This is a genomic window from Oceanisphaera psychrotolerans (assembly GCF_001870485.1).
In the GTDB taxonomy this organism is placed as follows: domain Bacteria; phylum Pseudomonadota; class Gammaproteobacteria; order Enterobacterales; family Aeromonadaceae; genus Oceanimonas; species Oceanimonas psychrotolerans.
Map to the genome: position 1 here is coordinate 17,325 of NZ_MDKE01000028.1, position 15,022 is coordinate 32,346.

Genomic DNA, 15,022 nt, shown 5'->3' on the forward strand with positions numbered 1-15,022 from the left:
CAAGAATGGATACGACTTTGAGTATGTCGCAACCCCGCCGCCTGGAACGCTGGGCGCGCAGTCTGGCCTTTTCCCTGCTGTCCGGGCTGAAAGATGCCGGGCTGACCATCAGGGAAGGCCAGGATACCTTTGTATTTGGTGACAGGAATGCGCCATTGCAGGCTCAGATCAGGGTGCTCGAGCCAAGTGCCTACCGGCGGCTGATGACCGGCGGCAGCATCGGGGCGGCGGAGGCCTGGGTGGATGGCAGCTGGCACAGTCCGGATCTGACGGCGGTGGTACGGCTGTTTGCCCGCAACATGGCGGTGCTCGACCGGCTGGAGCGACGCCTGGGCTGGCTGACCACGCCCTGGCACAAGCTCAAACACCGTCTGAATCGCAATTCGCCGAACGGCAGCCGGGCCAATATCGCCGCCCATTACGATCTGGGCAACGACATGTACCGGTTGTTTCTGGATCCCCTGATGCAGTATTCCTCGGCGGTGTTTCCGACGGCCGAGGCCAGCCTGGAAGCGGCACAGGAACACAAGCTCAGGCTGATCTGCGAACGGCTCGAACTGCAGCCCGGCGATCATCTGCTGGAAATCGGCACCGGCTGGGGGGCGCTGGCCTGTTTTGCCGCCCGCCATTATGGCTGCCGGGTCACCAGTACCACCCTGTCAACCGAGCAGCTCAGCCATGCCCGGGAGCGAGTCACCCGCGAAGGGCTGGAAGATCGGGTGACCCTGCTGCAGCAAGATTATCGCGACTTGCGCGGTCAGTATGACAAGCTGGTGTCGGTGGAGATGATCGAAGCGGTGGGGCATGAGTATCTGCCAACCTACTTCCGCGCGCTGAACCGGCTGCTCAAGCCACACGGCAAACTGCTGATCCAGGCCATTACCATGTCCGATCAGCGTTATGACAGCTATCGCAAGGGCGTGGACTTCATTCAGCGCTATATCTTTCCCGGCGGTTGCCTGCCGTCGGTGAGTGAAATGTGCCGACATCTGAAAGAGCAGACCGACATGACGCTGACCCGGCTGCAGGATTACGGCCAGCATTATGCCCGCACCCTGCAAATCTGGGCCGAGCGTTTTCACCTGACGGAGCCGGCCTTGAGCGAGCTGGGCTACAGTCAGGACTTTCATCGGCTGTGGGCCTTCTACTTTGCCTACTGTGAAGGCGGCTTTCGCGAGGGAACCATCGGACTGGTGCACTTCGAGGCGGCCAAACCGGGAGCGAGACAATGTCTAAATGGCAATGGACTCAGCTGTTAGCCTTTGACGGCTTCTGGCTGCTGGCGGTGGCCGGGCAGAACCCGTGGGTATTGCTGACGATCCTGTTGCTGGGGCTGCACTTCATGTTTACCCCCAGCCGCCGGGCCGATATACGGGTGTTGTGGCTGGCGCTGGCGGGGATGACGGTCGATTTTATCCTGACCGTGGCGGGGTTTTTTTCCTTCGACCACTGGCCGCTGTGGCTGGGTGTGCTGTGGATCGGATTTGTACTGACCCTGGGGCACAGCCTGCGCTGGATGCGGCGATTATCGCTCTGGCTGTTGATGATTACCGGCGCACTGGCCGGCACCGGATCCTATCTGGCCGGCTGGCAACTGGGGGCGGTCAGCCTGCCGCTGGGGTTCTGGCCCAGTGTGTTGATCCTTGCCTTGTTGTGGTCGGTTTTGTTACCGGTGCTGGTTCGGCTGGATCAGCGTTTGCGGAGGCATGCATGATGAAAAAATATCTGTGGCTACTGTGGTGGTTGGCCATGTCATTCTCATTGCCGTCCTGGGCCCACCCGACGGCGGATTTGAACCTGGTCGGTCAGGGCAGCATGCGCTGGTTGTTCTGGGATCTGTATCAGGCTCGCTTTTACAGTGCCGACGGTCAGTACAAGGCCGACGGTTTTCCTCAGGCGCTGGCCTTGCGTTATCAGCGGGATATCGGCAAGGAGGACCTGCTCGAAGCCACCGTGACCGAATGGCAGCGCCTTGGTATCGACTGGAGGCCCCAATGGCGGAGGGAACTCAGCGCCATCTGGCCTTCAGTCAAAAAACGAGACGAGCTGGTGCTCAGGGTCGATTCTGCCGGGGTCAGTCGTTTCTATTTCAACTGGGAGTTGCTGGGGGAAATTACAGACCCGGACTTCGGGCCGGCCTTTCTGGCCATCTGGCTGTCACCGGACAGCCGGGATCCCCGTCTGACCCGACAACTGAAAGGAAACTGATATGCGTATTCTGATACTGAGTCTGTCTCTTTGCGCGAGTCTGCTGCTGATGTCGTGCAGCAGCGATATTCAGGATTATGCGGATACCCAACCGGCGTTCGAGCTGGAGCGTTTCTTCGACGGCGAACTGGTGCCTTCGGCATGGTCCAGGACAGATCCGGCCGGGTGCTGCGCCGTTTCAGGGTTGACATGACTGGCCGCTGGGACGGCAATCGGGGCGTGCTGGAAGAGGACTTCGTCTACGATGACGGCGAGCGGCAGCGTCGGGTCTGGCATATAGAAAAGGGTGCCGACGGCCACTACAGCGGCACCGCCGCCGATGTGGTGGTGCCGGCCAGAGGGCAGACCCGGGGTTTTGCCCTCAACTGGCGTTACACCCTGGCCGTGCCGGTAGATGGCGAAACCTGGAATATCGACTTCAACGACTGGATGTACCTGCTGGATGAAGATCGGTTGATTAATCGCGCCGAGATGACCAAGTGGGGCTTTAAGGTCGGCGAGGTCACCCTGTGGATCGAACGTAAACATGCCTCACCGAGCACCAATTAAAACTCCGGACTGGAAATCTCGTCCAGCGACAGCGAAAAGCTGGGCACGAATACCTCGAGAAAATAGCGAACTTCATCGTTCATGCGTGCTGCCAGCATGTCGGTGAGTCGCTTCTTGGCCGCGGCAAACTCCCGGTTGCCGGCACTGAGTTCTTCCTCACACTTCAGATAGGCACAGAGAATGTCCGCCGACTTCACCAGATGGCTGTACTCGTCTTGCTCGTGTCCGCAGAGCAGGGGGGCATAGGCCGCCTGCAGTTCGGCGGGCAGCATCTTGAGCAGGCTCTGCTCGGCATTGCGTTCTATGTCCTTGTAGGCCCGGGCGATGTCCTCGTTGAAATACTTGACCGGGGTGGGCAGATCACCGGTCAGTACCTCGCTGGCATCGTGAAACAGCGCCTGCATGGCGGCCTGCGCCGGGTCCAGGGTGCCCTTGAAAAAGGTATTGCTGATCACCGCTAGCGCATGGGCCACCATGGCGACCTGCAGGCTGTGCTCGGCGACGTTTTCCTGCTCTATGCTGCGCATCAGCGGCCAGCGCTGGATCAGTTTCATGCGGGCCATGTGGGCGAAGAAATGACTGCGTTTCATGGGCTTGCCTGTGTTGTTGAGGACGATATCGTTATAATGGCATTAACCGACCCCAATGGAGAAGACTACATGGACAAGCAAACCCAGACCGAACTGGAAGCGGCTGCCTTTCGTACCCTGCTGGCGCACCTGGACAAGCGCAAGGACGTACAGAATATCGACTTGATGAACCTGGCCGGCTTCTGTCGCAACTGCCTGAGCAAGTGGTATCTGGCCGCCGCCGAAGAGCAGGGAGTGGAGCTGAATTACGATCAGGCCCGGGAGCGGGTCTACGGCATGCCCTACGATGAGTGGAAGGCGAAATACCAGCAGGAAGCAACGCCCGAGCAGCAGGCGGCCTTCGCCCGGAGTCAGAAACACGACTGATGATTTTGCCGGCTGACGCCGGCGGGATGGGGGACTTGGGAGCAGGGATGGGTGATACCCTGCCCAGTCCCCAGTCCCCAGTCCCCAGTCCCCAGTCCCCGCTGTTACTTGAACACCACCGTCTTGTTGCCGTAGACGAAGACCTTTTCTTCCAGCACCAGGTTGAGCGCCCGGCTCAGCACCGATTTTTCCACGTCACGACCGGCCTTGGCCATGTCCTGAGCGCTCAGGGTGTGATTCACATGGGTCACGTCCTGCTCGATAATAGGGCCTTCGTCCAGATCGTCGGTCACGAAATGGGCGGTGGCACCGATCATCTTCACGCCACGCTCGTAGGCCTGTCGATAGGGGCTGGCACCGACAAAGGCGGGCAGGAAGGAGTGATGAATGTTGATCAGCCGCTGGTGATAACGGGCCACGAATTCGGGGCTGAGAATACGCATGTACTTGGCCAGCACCACGTAATCGGGTTGATAACGATCGATGATTTCCGCCAGCAGCCGCTCGTGCTCGGCCCGGTTCATCCCTTCATGAGATACGGTGTGATAGGGAATGTCGAACTTTTCGGTCAGTCCGGCCAGGGTATCGTAGTTGCCGATCACGGCGGCAATGTCGATGTTCATGGCGCCGGCAAAAGACTTCATCAGAATATCGCCCAGGCAATGGGCTTCCTTGGTGACCATGATCACCACGCGCTTGTTGCCGGCGGGCATCAGCCGGCGCTGGCTACCGGCGGGCAGGGCATCGTCCAGGTCGGCGAGCAGGGTGTGATCGTTGAAATGGCCTTCCAGCTCGGTGCGCATGAAGAAATGGCCGTTGTCGTAGTCCACGAACTCGTCGTTACGCATGATGTTGAGCTGGTGCTTGTAACAGATATTGGTAATTTTCGAAATCAGCCCCTTGGCATCGGGGCAATGGGTCAGCAGTATTTTTCGTTCCATTATAATCGGTCTGTCAGCTAGTTAAGTGAAGGAATCAGTGTCTGGCGCAGCATTGCTTGTATTTCTTGCCGCTGTCGCAGGGGCAGGGCTGATTGGCACCTGTTTTGGGCGGATTGAGCTGGCCTGAATGGTACATCCAGCGGCCCTGTTCCCGGACGAAGTGGGAGCGTTCGTGCAGCGTGACCACCCGGTCGTTTTCCTTGTAGCGGACCTTGAATTCCACGGTGCCTTGCTCATCGGAGGAGGCCCCCCGGGCAAAAACGATGGTCAGACCCAGCCAGTCGGTGCCGAGCCCGCTTTGTGCCAGCTCGTCGGCAGTCAGTGTCCCTCTGGTGTCCGGATGCCAGCTTTGCAGCAGATAGTCGCCCAGCCCGAGCACATAGGCACTGTAGCGGGAACGCATCAGGGCCAGCGGCGTCGGTGCCGGGGAAACACCTTGCAGGTAAGGGTTGCAGCACTGCTCGAAGGGCTGCTGACTGTGGCAATAGCAACGCATGGGAAGTCCGGGGTAAAAAGAAAAACAGTATGCCATGGCAGTAAAAAGGTAAAAATAAAAAACGGCTCCTTGGAGCCGTTTTTAACTTCAGGGAGCGAATCGATGTTACTCGATGATTTCAACCTGGATGGTGGCCTGAGCCTTGGCATCCACGCGACGGTCGCGCTGACGCTCGGCTTCGGTCACGCCTTCGGCCAGTTCACTGCCGTACCAGGCAGTCTGGATGTTCTGGGCGGCCACACCGCGCTGAACCAGATAGTCTTTGGCGGCCAGCGCACGACGCTCGGACAACTTGCGGTTGTACTCGGCGCTACCCAGACGGTCGGCATAACCGGCCAGTTCAACCTGGTGATCCGGGTTCTGCTGGGCAAAGCGTGCTACTTCGTCCAGGGTGGCACGAGAGTCGGCAGACAGCTCGGACTTGTCGAAGGCGAAATAGATGGAGCCATCGGCGGTGACGGTACGGGTTTCATAGGTCACTTCGGGAGCCGGCTGAGGAGCTACCGGGGCGACCGGAGGCGGGGTAGCCACACCGCGGTTCGGGTGCAGTACCAGTTCCAGCATCACGTTGTTGACGTCGGTTTCGAAGCCGTTGTTGCCCAGATCACCCATGTCTTCGATACGACGGTAGCGAGCCTGTACGTCCACCAGGTCGGAGGCACGATAGGTCAGACCGATACCGGCCAGCGGGGAAACACCTTCGTCACCGGCGCCGGTGTCGGTATCCCAGCCCAGGGCACCCAGCTCACCGAACAGGGACACGCGCTCACTCAGAGGCAGGCGACCGATGGCGGACAGATTCAGGGCCTTGGTATCGGCATCTTCGCCAAAGTAGTTGAAGCCCAGCTCGGCACCGAAGTACTGGTTGAAGTTGTAACCACCGAACATGCTGACGGCTTCAGCATCCTTGTCGAGGTTGCTGTTGTTTCTGTCGATATCTTCATACTGGGCGTAACCGGCACCGGCACCCAGGTACCAGTCATTAGCCTGTACGCTGGCAGAGATGCCGGCCGCTGCGAGTGCAATTGTAATCAGAGAAGGAGCCACTGTCTTTTTCATAATCGTCTTCCTCATTATATGAGCTTTCGGCCGTGGCCGAAATGAATGTCACACCTGCCCCGTGGGGGGTGCTGTGCGGAGGACCTGTTGCTGTTTTTGTTGTTCAGGGAGTGCCCTGTCGAAACATGGATCCCATACAGGTGTATCCGCACGGCGCCCAGATTATCGGGTTTTATATTCGGCGACAAGCAGACAGGGGAGTGACCGGGCCGAATATGTCGCAGCTTTTGCAATGCGCTGACGCAGTTTGCGGCTATGTTGGTGCTATGTAACGTAAAGTTGGCGCTATGTGAGTCCATGTTGAAATTATTTTCGGTAAAATGAGACCAGTGCATAACGAGTCTCTTTACCGGTGTTAAACTAATAAGACAAACAGCGATACCAGTGGTTATCGGAATTCTTCGATAGGAGTAGCAAGGTTATGAATCCAGATACCAGTTTGGTCGGAAAAAAAATCCGGCAAATCCGTGAGGCGATGGGGCTCAGTCGTCCAAAATTTGCTGAGTTGCTCCAGGTTCCTCCCACTACCCTGAAAAATTACGAGCTGGGATACCGGGAAGTGGGCGGCGCGTTTCTGGTGGCTCTGGCGCAGCATGCAGAACTGCACAAATACACCCTCTGGTTGCTGTCAGACAAGACCATAGAAAGTGTCGGTCAGGTGAGGCCAGAACAGGATCACTGAATAACAGAGACTGCCGGCTGACCATATTTATGCCCAGGCCCCGCCTTCACGTCCTCCCTATCGCGATGTCGTCAGCCTCTTCGCGGTAACGGTAAACTCAAGTTCAGGGACAGGATCCCCCGCTGTTGTCTTCAGAGGTTTCTCGATGTTTTACGGTGTTGATATCGGTGGCAGCAAGGTAGCCTTTGCCGTCTTTGATGTGCACGGCGTTGAGCTGGAACGCTCGGTGCACAAGACCCCGCAGACCACTTATGCTGCCTTTATGGCGTTACTGGTTGAACTGGTGCGCTCGGCCGATACTCGCTGGCAGGTGACCGGCGGCGTTGGTATCGGCTTTCCCGGTGTGCTGGATAGCGAGGGCCTGATGCTGGCGCCCAATGTGCCGGCCATCCATGGCCATGATCTGAAGGGCGATTTACAACAGCAACTGGGAAGAACCGTCTACGCCGACAATGATGCCAACTGTTTTCTGGTGTCGGAATATCACCAGGGGGCGGCGGCCGAGGCCGAGCTGGCGCTGGCTCTGACCCTGGGAACCGGGGTTGGCGGTGCCTTGATGTACCGGGGGCAGCTGGTGAACAGCAAGCGTGGTGGCAGTGCCGAGTTTGGACACGGGGGGATCAATGCCATGCTGCTCGAGCGTCACCGGGAGCTCCCTCTGTTTCCCTGTGGTTGCGGCCTGCGTGGTTGTCTGGAGACCTATGTGTCCGGCACCGGACTCAGCCGGCTTTATCGTCATGGCGGCGGAGCACCGTTGTCGGGGCCGGCCATTATCAGTGCCTGGCAGCAGGGAGAGCGGCTGGCCGCAGACAGCCTGTCGCTCTATCTGGATATTCTGGCGGCGGGGCTCGGCACCCTGATGACACAGCTGGATCCCGATGTGGTGGTGCTGGGGGGCGGGCTCAGCGAACACCCCTGGCTATACCGGGAGCTTGAACAGCGGTTGCCGGAATTTGTGATGACCAAGGTAACCCCGGCCCCGGTGCGGGCACCGGTTTTTGGCGGCAGCGGCGGGGTGCGGGGTGCGGCATTATTGGCCAGGCACGCCGCCTTGCCATTTAGCTGACCGCTTTATTTTGTTAGCATGACTTTTTTGTACCCAAACGAAGGGAATGTCATGTCGTCATATGAGACAGTAGAACAAAAGGCCAGCTACGGTGTTGGTCGTCAAATCGGTGATCAACTGGCCCAGCAGTCGTTCGAAGGGCTGGAAGTGTCCGCTGTACAGCAGGGCCTGGCCGACGCCCTGGCCGGCGTGGATTTCGCCGTTTCCCGCGAAGACATCAATGGTGCCTTTCAGGTCATCACTCAACGCATGCAAGAGCAGCAGGCTGCCCAGTCTTCCCAGGCCAAGGAAGAAGAAGCGGCTTTCTTCGCCGCCAACGGGGAGCGCGCCGAAGTACAGCAGACCGAGTCTGGTCTGCAGTTTGAAGTGCTGACTCAGGGCGATGGCGCGAAGCCGGCCGCCACCGACACCGTGCGCGTACACTACCACGGCACCTTCATCGATGGTTCCGTATTCGACAGCTCCGTGCTGCGTGGCGAGCCCGCTCAGTTCCCGGTGAACGGTGTGATCAAAGGCTGGGTTGAAGCCCTGCAGCTGATGCCGGTTGGCTCCAAGTGGAAGCTGTATGTGCCCCACGATCTGGCCTACGGTGAACAGGGTGCCGGCTCCATCCCGCCGTGCTCTACCCTGGTGTTCGAGGTTGAACTGCTCGAAATCGCCTGATCCTGAAAAAACCGGCAATTGCCGGTTTTTTTATGCCCTTGAAAGAGGGAAAGGTCTTAGAAGCAAGGCGTGAGTGGGTCATTACTGTTCACGCCTTGCTCCTCAGGGTTTTTCGTTTTAAAGCCAGTCCTTATCTGGCAAACTTCCGGTTTACCCTTGGCTTAGCATGAAGAAAGGAAGAACAGCATGACAAATCCGGTTCGCATCGCCGTGGCTGGTTGTAACGGGCGTATGGGCAAGGTACTGGTAGAGTCCGTGACCCATACCGAGGGCGTCACTCTGACCGCCGCCATCGAGCATGCCGGCTCTACGGTACTGGGAGTTGATGTGGGCGAGCTGGCCAATGTCGGCCGCCTGGGACTCATGGTGACCGACAACCTGGAGGCGGTGATCGAGCAGGTAGATGTGATCATCGACTTTACCCGCCCGGAAGCCACCCTGGCCAATATCGCCCTGGCCCGACAGTACGGCAAGCGGCTGGTCATCGGTACCACCGGCTTCGACGAGGCGCAAAAGGCCGATATTCACGCCGCTGCCGCCGATATCGCCATGGTGATGGCATCCAACTACAGTGTCGGCGTCAATCTGGTGTTCAAGTTGCTGGAGCAGGCGGCGAAAGTGATGGGTGACTACACTGATATCGAAATCGTCGAAGCCCATCACCGCCACAAGGTGGATGCCCCTTCGGGTACCGCACTGAGCATGGGTGAGGTGATTGCCGACACTCTGGGGCGGGATCTGAAAAAATGCGCGGTTTACGGTCGAGAAGGGATCACCGGTGAACGGGACCGAGACACCATCGGCTTTGCCACCGTACGGGCCGGCGATATCGTCGGTGAGCATACCGCCATGTTCGTGGATATCGGTGAGCGGGTCGAAATCACCCACAAGGCGTCCAATCGTCTGACCTTCGCCAACGGTGCCGTGCGGGCGGCGGCCTGGATAGCGGCACAGCAGCCGGGGTTGTATGATATGCAGGATGTCTTGAACTTAAAATAATTGGTTTATGCGATAATCCCGGCTTTGATTCCATGTTTTTGCTCAAAAAACGGGGCGTCAAGGTCGGGTTTTTCACAAGTTTGTTTTTTTATGTTGCTGATTTATATGTAATTAATTACGTTTTTTTTATTTTTGTCATCTATTCTTCATATTTTGCATCAGTCCCGCGTTTGTGTGATTGAAATCCATTGGTTTTTGTTTTTATTCATCTTTTTCGATTTTTTATTCTACCTTTCACCGTTCTCTGAGCTGTTGAAAGGTTTTTCACGAAAAAGTTTGTCGAAAACGCCGCTTTTATATAAAATACGCAGAATTTGCCCAGTATTAGCCGGGATGCAGTAGAATTTTTTTGTCTGCAACTCGGGACAGCCAGGTAAATTGTTGATTTATAAGAATTAACTTGGAGGTTGTCTTGACTCACTCAGCGCTGCTCGTATTGGAAGACGGTTCAGTCTTTCGCGGTACAGCCATCGGTACCGACGGTTGTTCCGTTGGTGAAGTGGTATTCAATACGTCGATGACGGGATACCAGGAAATCCTCACCGACCCGTCTTATTCCCGTCAAATCGTTACGCTTACTTATCCTCATATAGGCAATACCGGCACTAATGCTGAAGATGAAGAGTCCGATCAGGTGCATGCCCAAGGGCTAATCATCCGCGATCTTCCCCTTATCGCCTCTAACTTCCGCAACCAGCGCTCTCTGTCTGATTACCTCAAAGCCCATAACATAGTGGGTATTGCCGATATCGATACCCGTAAGTTGACCCGAATCCTGCGTGAAAAAGGCGCACAGGCCGGCTGTATCATCGCTGGTACGGATCTGGACGAGGCGGCGGCCCTGGCCGAAGCCCGTGCGTTCCCGGGTCTGAAGGGCATGGATCTGGCAAAAGAAGTGACCACCCGCGAAACCTATGCCTGGACCGAAGGCAGCTGGACCCTGGGCGAAGGCCACAGCCAGCCAGCCGAGGCCGACCAGCCCTATCATGTCGTGGCGTACGATTACGGTGTGAAGCGCAACATTCTGCGCATGCTGGTAGACCGTGGCTGCCGCCTGACCGTAGTACCGGCCCAGACCCCGGCCGCCGAGGTGCTGGCACTGAACCCGGACGGTATCTTCCTGTCCAATGGCCCGGGTGACCCCGAGCCCTGCGACTACGCCATCGAGGCGATCAAGACCTTCCTGGAAACCGATATTCCGGTGTTCGGCATCTGTCTGGGCCACCAGTTACTGGGCCTGGCCAGCGGCGCCAACACCATCAAGATGAAGTTTGGTCATCACGGTGCCAACCATCCGGTAAAAGACCTGGAAAAGGGCGTGGTGATGATCACCAGCCAGAACCACGGTTTTGCGGTGGACGAGGCGACCCTGCCGGCCAACGTGCGGGTGACTCACAAGTCGCTGTTTGACGGTTCCCTGCAGGGGATTCACCGCACCGACAAGCCGGCGTTCAGCTTCCAGGGCCACCCCGAGGCGAGCCCGGGTCCGCATGAAGCCGCCGACCTGTTCGACCACTTTATCGATTTGATTAAGCAGTACCGCGCGTAAGGAGTAGGGAAGAGTCATGCCAAAACGTACAGACATACAGAGCATTCTGATCCTGGGCGCTGGCCCCATCGTGATCGGCCAGGCCTGTGAATTCGACTACTCCGGCGCTCAGGCCTGCAAGGCCCTGCGTGAAGAAGGTTACCGGGTCATTCTGGTGAACTCCAACCCGGCCACCATCATGACCGATCCGGAGATGGCCGATGCCACCTATATCGAGCCGATCCACTGGGAAGTGGTGCGCCGCATCATCGAAAAAGAGCGTCCCGATGCCATTCTGCCCACCATGGGTGGCCAGACCGCACTGAACTGTGCCCTGGAGCTGGAAAAGCACGGCGTACTGGCTGAGTTTGGGGTCGAGATGATCGGTGCCACCGCCGATGCCATCGACAAGGCCGAAGATCGCAGCCGTTTCGACCAGGCAATGAAGAGCATCGGCCTGGCCTGTCCTCGTGCCGGCATCGCCCGCTCCATGGAAGAAGCCTACAAGGTACAGGAAGAAGTGGGCTTTCCCTGCATCATCCGTCCTTCCTTCACCATGGGCGGCACCGGCGGCGGCATCGCCTACAACCGGGAAGAGTTCGAGGAAATCTGTACCCGTGGTCTGGATCTGTCGCCGACCAACGAGCTGCTGATCGACGAAAGCCTGATCGGCTGGAAAGAATACGAGATGGAAGTGGTGCGGGATCGTAACGATAACTGCATCATCGTCTGTGCCATCGAAAACTTCGATGCCATGGGCGTGCACACCGGTGACTCCATTACCGTGGCTCCGGCCCAGACCCTGACCGATAAAGAATACCAGCTGATGCGTAACGCCTCGCTGGCGGTATTGCGTGAAATCGGCGTGGAAACCGGCGGCTCCAACGTCCAGTTCGGTATCGACCCCAAGACCGGTCGCATGGTGATCATCGAGATGAACCCGCGGGTGTCTCGTTCTTCTGCCCTGGCTTCCAAGGCGACCGGTTTCCCCATCGCCAAGGTTGCAGCCAAGCTGGCCGTCGGTTATACCCTCGACGAGCTGCAGAATGACATTACCGGCGGCCTGACCCCGGCGTCGTTCGAACCGGCTATCGACTATGTTGTGACCAAGATCCCGCGCTTCAACTTCGAGAAGTTTGCCGGCGCCAACGATCGTCTGACCACTCAGATGAAGTCGGTGGGCGAAGTCATGGCCATCGGTCGCAACTTCCAGGAATCGCTGCACAAGGCATTGCGCAGCCTGGAAACCGGCCAGACCGGTTTCGATCCCATGGTCGACCTTAATGATGCCGAGAGCCTGTCCCGCATTCGCCACGAGCTGCAGGAGCCGGGTGCCGAGCGTATCTGGTATATCGCCGATGCCTTCCGTGCCGGCATGTCCGTTGATGGCGTCTTCAAGCTGACCAACGTGGACCGCTGGTTCCTGGTGCAGATTGAAGAGCTGGTCAAGCTGGAAGAGCAGGTGAAGGAACTCGGCATGGCCGATCTGACGCCCGAACTGCTGCGTACCCTGAAGCGCAAGGGCTTTGCCGATGCGCGCCTGAGCAAGCTGCTGGGTGTGGCCGAAGGTGAAGTGCGCAAGCTGCGTCACCGCCACGAGATCTTCCCGGTCTACAAGCGGGTGGATACCTGTGCCGCCGAATTCTCCACCGATACCGCCTACATGTACTCTTCTTATGATGAAGAGTGTGAATCGAACCCGTCCGATAAAGACAAGATTATCGTACTGGGTGGTGGCCCCAACCGTATCGGTCAGGGTATCGAATTCGATTACTGCTGCGTGCACGCCTCGCTGGCGCTGCGGGAAGACGGTTTCGAGACCATCATGGTCAACTGTAACCCGGAAACCGTGTCCACCGACTACGACACCTCCGACCGTCTCTATTTCGAGCCGGTGACCCTGGAAGACGTGCTGGAAATCGTGCGCATCGAACAGCCCAAGGGCGTGATCGTGCAGTACGGCGGTCAGACCCCGCTTAAGCTGGCTCGCGCCCTGGAAGCGGCCGGTGTGCCCATTATCGGCACCAGCCCGGATGCCATCGACCGCGCCGAAGACCGCGAGCGGTTCCAGCAGGCGGTAGAGCGCCTGGGGCTCAAGCAGCCGCAGAACGCCACCGTGACCGCCATGGAGCAGGCCGTGTCCCTGGCCGAGAAGATCGGTTACCCGCTGGTGGTGCGTCCGTCTTATGTACTGGGCGGTCGGGCGATGGAAATCGTCTATGACGAACAGGACCTGCGTCGTTACTTCAACGAAGCGGTGACGGTATCCAACGAATCGCCGGTGTTGCTGGATCGCTTCCTCGACGATGCCACCGAAGTGGATGTCGACGCCATCTGTGACGGCAAGGACGTGGTCATCGGCGGTATCATGGAGCACATCGAGCAGGCCGGTGTTCACTCCGGTGACTCCGGTTGCTCGCTGCCGCCCTACACCCTGAGCAAGGCCATTCAGGACGAGATGCGCGAGCAGGTGCGCAAGCTGGCCCTGGAGCTGGGCGTGGTCGGTCTGATGAACATTCAGTTCGCGGTCAAGGGCAACGATATCTATCTTATCGAAGTCAACCCGCGTGCCGCCCGTACCGTTCCGTTCGTGTCCAAGGCCACCGGCATCCCGCTGGCCAAGGTCGCCGCACGGGTGATGGCCGGCAAGTCACTGGCCGAGCTGGGCGTGACCAAGGAAATCATTCCGCCGTACTACTCGGTCAAGGAAGTGGTGCTGCCGTTCAACAAGTTCCCCGGTGTCGATCCGCTGCTGGGCCCGGAAATGCGCTCCACCGGTGAGGTGATGGGTGTGGGTGACACCTTCGCCGAAGCCTTCGGCAAGGCTCACCTGGGTGCAGGCAAGGCAGTACCGAAAGAGGGCCGCGCCCTGCTGTCGGTACGTCACAGCGACAAGCAGCGCGTGGTTGACCTGGCCGCCAGCCTGCTGGAAGCCGGTTATCAGCTGGATGCCACCCACGGCACCGCCGTGGTACTGGGCGAAGCCAACATCAACCCGCGGCTGGTGAACAAGGTGCATGAAGGCCGTCCTCATATTCTTGACCGTATCAAGAACAACGAGTACAGCTACATCGTCAACACCGCCGAGGGTCGTCAGGCCATCGAAGACTCGCGGCAGTTGCGTCGTGGTGCCCTGGCACAGAAGGTGTCTTACACCACCACGCTGAACGGTGCCTTCGCCACCGTGATGGCGATGGCGCATGATGCCACCGCGTCGGTGATTTCGGTGCAGGAAATGCATGCCCGTATCGGCAAGAGCAAATAAGCATTGCCGTGAGAATAAAAAAGGCGCCGAAAGGCGCCTTTTTTATTGTTCAAATATTATACGGAAATATTCGCGATAGTGTTTGACGCCACCCCCTTACTCCCGTAGAGTGCACGTCAGCAAGAGTTTCAAGTTAGCGCGGCCTTTGTACATTGTTCGTTCCTTACGGCACTACAGTCCCAAGCTTCCCTTATTTGATATTTGTTGCATTTTCCGAGCATGAGCTCGTCACTAAAATAAAGGTAAGAATAAAATGGCTAACGGTACCGTAAAATGGTTCAACGAAGCAAAAGGTTTTGGTTTCATCACTCCGGCTGATGGCAGCAAAGACTTGTTCGCCCACTTCTCCGAAATCGTCGGTAGTGGCTTTAAAACTCTGGCAGAAGGCCAAGCTGTATCCTACACCGCTACTGAAGGTGCCAAGGGTCCGCAGGCTTCACAGATTCAGGTTCTGTAATTACCCTTCGGTAATTCAAGACCAAAAAAACCCGCTTCGGCGGGTTTTTTGTTTTTGTATCATACGGGAAGCACATCTGCTTATCCGGCACGCCGTGGACCCATATATGGACACCTCGCTTTTCGCAAGTGAGGTTTCCGTGTTTTTGGCTAT

The 15,022-nt window shown here is 57.8% G+C and carries 15 protein-coding genes and 1 pseudogene; 12 read left to right on the plus strand and 4 right to left on the minus strand.

Going from position 1 to position 15,022, the window contains the following annotated elements:
* Positions 1 to 5: 5 nt before the first annotated feature.
* From BFR47_RS10825 to BFR47_RS10840, 4 genes and pseudogenes are all read left to right on the plus strand, one after another.
* Entirely contained in the window at positions 6 to 1,259 is a 1,254-nt protein-coding gene (locus BFR47_RS10825; RefSeq protein ID WP_071473085.1) for an SAM-dependent methyltransferase, read from the plus strand.
* Entirely contained in the window at positions 1,229 to 1,714 is a 486-nt protein-coding gene (locus BFR47_RS10830) for a DUF2878 domain-containing protein (RefSeq protein WP_071473098.1), read from the plus strand. Before BFR47_RS10825 ends, BFR47_RS10830 begins: the two co-directional genes overlap by 31 nt.
* Positions 1,711 to 2,208, plus strand: coding sequence for a chalcone isomerase family protein (locus BFR47_RS10835; RefSeq protein ID WP_245748891.1), 498 nt, complete (start codon positions 1,711 to 1,713; stop codon positions 2,206 to 2,208). Before BFR47_RS10830 ends, BFR47_RS10835 begins: the two co-directional genes overlap by 4 nt.
* 1 nt (position 2,209) lies before the next feature.
* Positions 2,210 to 2,757 (plus strand): annotated as a pseudogene (locus BFR47_RS10840) (DUF3833 domain-containing protein).
* Here BFR47_RS10840 and yfbR read toward each other — a convergent pair.
* Positions 2,754 to 3,347, minus strand: coding sequence for a 5'-deoxynucleotidase (yfbR, locus tag BFR47_RS10845; protein ID WP_071473086.1), 594 nt, complete (start codon positions 3,345 to 3,347; stop codon positions 2,754 to 2,756). The pseudogene BFR47_RS10840 and the gene yfbR sit on opposite strands and share 4 nt — an antisense overlap.
* 36 nt (positions 3,348 to 3,383) lie before the next feature.
* Between yfbR and BFR47_RS10850 the strand changes: the two genes are divergently transcribed.
* Positions 3,384 to 3,713, plus strand: coding sequence for a DUF1244 domain-containing protein (locus tag BFR47_RS10850; RefSeq protein ID WP_245748892.1), 330 nt, complete (start codon positions 3,384 to 3,386; stop codon positions 3,711 to 3,713).
* 104 nt (positions 3,714 to 3,817) lie between these two features.
* Here the strand turns inward: BFR47_RS10850 and purU are convergent, their stop codons facing one another.
* The 3 genes from purU to BFR47_RS10865 form a co-directional block, all read right to left on the minus strand.
* Positions 3,818 to 4,654 carry a formyltetrahydrofolate deformylase gene (gene purU, locus BFR47_RS10855; RefSeq protein ID WP_071473088.1) on the minus strand — a complete coding sequence of 279 codons (837 nt, stop codon included), beginning with the start codon at positions 4,652 to 4,654 and terminating at the stop codon, positions 3,818 to 3,820.
* 34 nt (positions 4,655 to 4,688) lie between these two features.
* Complete coding sequence (locus tag BFR47_RS10860; protein ID WP_071473100.1) at positions 4,689 to 5,150, minus strand: YchJ family protein; 462 nt, start codon at positions 5,148 to 5,150, stop codon at positions 4,689 to 4,691.
* A gap of 105 nt (positions 5,151 to 5,255) precedes the next feature.
* On the minus strand, positions 5,256 to 6,209 hold the full coding sequence (locus BFR47_RS10865) for an OmpA family protein (RefSeq protein WP_071473089.1): 954 nt from the start codon (positions 6,207 to 6,209) through the stop codon (positions 5,256 to 5,258).
* Positions 6,210 to 6,630: 421 nt separating this feature from the next.
* On the opposite strand from BFR47_RS10865, the gene BFR47_RS10870 reads away from it, so the two are divergent.
* The 7 genes from BFR47_RS10870 (at position 6,631) to BFR47_RS10900 (ending at position 14,869) form a co-directional block, all read left to right on the plus strand.
* A complete protein-coding gene (locus BFR47_RS10870; protein WP_071473090.1) occupies positions 6,631 to 6,891 on the plus strand; it encodes a helix-turn-helix domain-containing protein in 261 nt (86 codons plus the stop codon).
* A 145-nt stretch (positions 6,892 to 7,036) separates the two neighbouring features.
* Positions 7,037 to 7,957 (plus strand): ROK family protein, encoded by a 921-nt coding sequence (locus BFR47_RS10875; RefSeq protein WP_071473091.1) that lies wholly within the window; start codon positions 7,037 to 7,039, stop codon positions 7,955 to 7,957.
* A 51-nt stretch (positions 7,958 to 8,008) separates the two neighbouring features.
* Complete coding sequence (bamJ, locus tag BFR47_RS10880; protein WP_071473092.1) at positions 8,009 to 8,620, plus strand: BamJ family beta-barrel-assembly machinery protein; 612 nt, start codon at positions 8,009 to 8,011, stop codon at positions 8,618 to 8,620.
* Positions 8,621 to 8,806: 186 nt separating this feature from the next.
* Positions 8,807 to 9,619 carry a 4-hydroxy-tetrahydrodipicolinate reductase gene (dapB, locus tag BFR47_RS10885; RefSeq protein WP_071473093.1) on the plus strand — a complete coding sequence of 271 codons (813 nt, stop codon included), beginning with the start codon at positions 8,807 to 8,809 and terminating at the stop codon, positions 9,617 to 9,619.
* 412 nt (positions 9,620 to 10,031) lie between these two features.
* Entirely contained in the window at positions 10,032 to 11,168 is a 1,137-nt protein-coding gene (carA, locus tag BFR47_RS10890) for a glutamine-hydrolyzing carbamoyl-phosphate synthase small subunit (RefSeq protein ID WP_071473094.1), read from the plus strand.
* A 16-nt stretch (positions 11,169 to 11,184) separates the two neighbouring features.
* Entirely contained in the window at positions 11,185 to 14,412 is a 3,228-nt protein-coding gene (carB, locus tag BFR47_RS10895) for a carbamoyl-phosphate synthase large subunit (RefSeq protein WP_071473095.1), read from the plus strand.
* 253 nt (positions 14,413 to 14,665) lie between these two features.
* A complete protein-coding gene (locus tag BFR47_RS10900; RefSeq protein ID WP_071473096.1) occupies positions 14,666 to 14,869 on the plus strand; it encodes a cold-shock protein in 204 nt (67 codons plus the stop codon).
* Positions 14,870 to 15,022: the final 153 nt, after the last annotated feature.

What these genes read in the sequence shown, in the direction of transcription:
- BFR47_RS10825 (WP_071473085.1), top strand. Translation starts at nt 6, where the DNA reads ATGGATACGACTTTGAGTATGTCGCAACCCCGCCGCCTGGAACGCTGG.
- BFR47_RS10830 (WP_071473098.1), top strand. Translation starts at nt 1,229, where the DNA reads ATGTCTAAATGGCAATGGACTCAGCTGTTAGCCTTTGACGGCTTCTGG.
- BFR47_RS10835 (WP_245748891.1), top strand. Translation starts at nt 1,711, where the DNA reads ATGATGAAAAAATATCTGTGGCTACTGTGGTGGTTGGCCATGTCATTC.
- yfbR (WP_071473086.1), bottom strand. Translation starts at nt 3,347, where the DNA reads ATGAAACGCAGTCATTTCTTCGCCCACATGGCCCGCATGAAACTGATC.
- BFR47_RS10850 (WP_245748892.1), top strand. Translation starts at nt 3,384, where the DNA reads ATGGCATTAACCGACCCCAATGGAGAAGACTACATGGACAAGCAAACC.
- purU (WP_071473088.1), bottom strand. Translation starts at nt 4,654, where the DNA reads ATGGAACGAAAAATACTGCTGACCCATTGCCCCGATGCCAAGGGGCTG.
- BFR47_RS10860 (WP_071473100.1), bottom strand. Translation starts at nt 5,150, where the DNA reads ATGCGTTGCTATTGCCACAGTCAGCAGCCCTTCGAGCAGTGCTGCAAC.
- BFR47_RS10865 (WP_071473089.1), bottom strand. Translation starts at nt 6,209, where the DNA reads ATGAAAAAGACAGTGGCTCCTTCTCTGATTACAATTGCACTCGCAGCG.
- BFR47_RS10870 (WP_071473090.1), top strand. Translation starts at nt 6,631, where the DNA reads ATGAATCCAGATACCAGTTTGGTCGGAAAAAAAATCCGGCAAATCCGT.
- BFR47_RS10875 (WP_071473091.1), top strand. Translation starts at nt 7,037, where the DNA reads ATGTTTTACGGTGTTGATATCGGTGGCAGCAAGGTAGCCTTTGCCGTC.
- bamJ (WP_071473092.1), top strand. Translation starts at nt 8,009, where the DNA reads ATGTCGTCATATGAGACAGTAGAACAAAAGGCCAGCTACGGTGTTGGT.
- dapB (WP_071473093.1), top strand. Translation starts at nt 8,807, where the DNA reads ATGACAAATCCGGTTCGCATCGCCGTGGCTGGTTGTAACGGGCGTATG.
- carB (WP_071473095.1), top strand. Translation starts at nt 11,185, where the DNA reads ATGCCAAAACGTACAGACATACAGAGCATTCTGATCCTGGGCGCTGGC.
- BFR47_RS10900 (WP_071473096.1), top strand. Translation starts at nt 14,666, where the DNA reads ATGGCTAACGGTACCGTAAAATGGTTCAACGAAGCAAAAGGTTTTGGT.